This is a genomic window from Vogesella mureinivorans (assembly GCF_007644035.1).
GTDB classification, from domain to species: domain Bacteria; phylum Pseudomonadota; class Gammaproteobacteria; order Burkholderiales; family Chromobacteriaceae; genus Vogesella; species Vogesella mureinivorans.
This window is the reverse complement of the sequence record NZ_VMTV02000532.1, coordinates 1-305: the sequence shown is the minus strand read 5'-3', so window position 1 is coordinate 305 and position 305 is coordinate 1. Positions and strand designations below refer to the sequence as shown.

At 74.8% G+C, this 305-nt stretch carries 1 protein-coding gene; it reads left to right on the top strand.

The window, feature by feature from the left end:
- Nucleotides 1-305, top strand: a 305-nt coding sequence (locus FLQ44_RS23735) for a protease-associated domain-containing protein (RefSeq protein WP_338117484.1), incomplete at both ends; no start/stop codon positions are given.

Genomic DNA, 305 nt, shown 5'->3' with positions numbered 1-305 from the left:
ACGGGCGCTGGACCTACAAGTTCGAGGAGGCCGCCCGCCAGGGCGCGGCGCTGGCCCTGATCATCCATGACGACGCCGGTGCGGCCTATCCCTGGGCGGTGGTCGAGAACGGCTGGACCGGCCCGCAGTTCGACCTGCCGACCAGCGTCGACCCGGAGCCGCGCCTGCCGCTGCAGGGCTGGATCGACACCCCCACCGCGACCCAGCTGATGGCCGCGGCCGGTCAGGACCTCGACGCCCTGCGCGCCGCCGCCAACCAGCGCGGCTTCACCGCGGTGCCGCTGAACGCAACCGCCAGCGCCGCG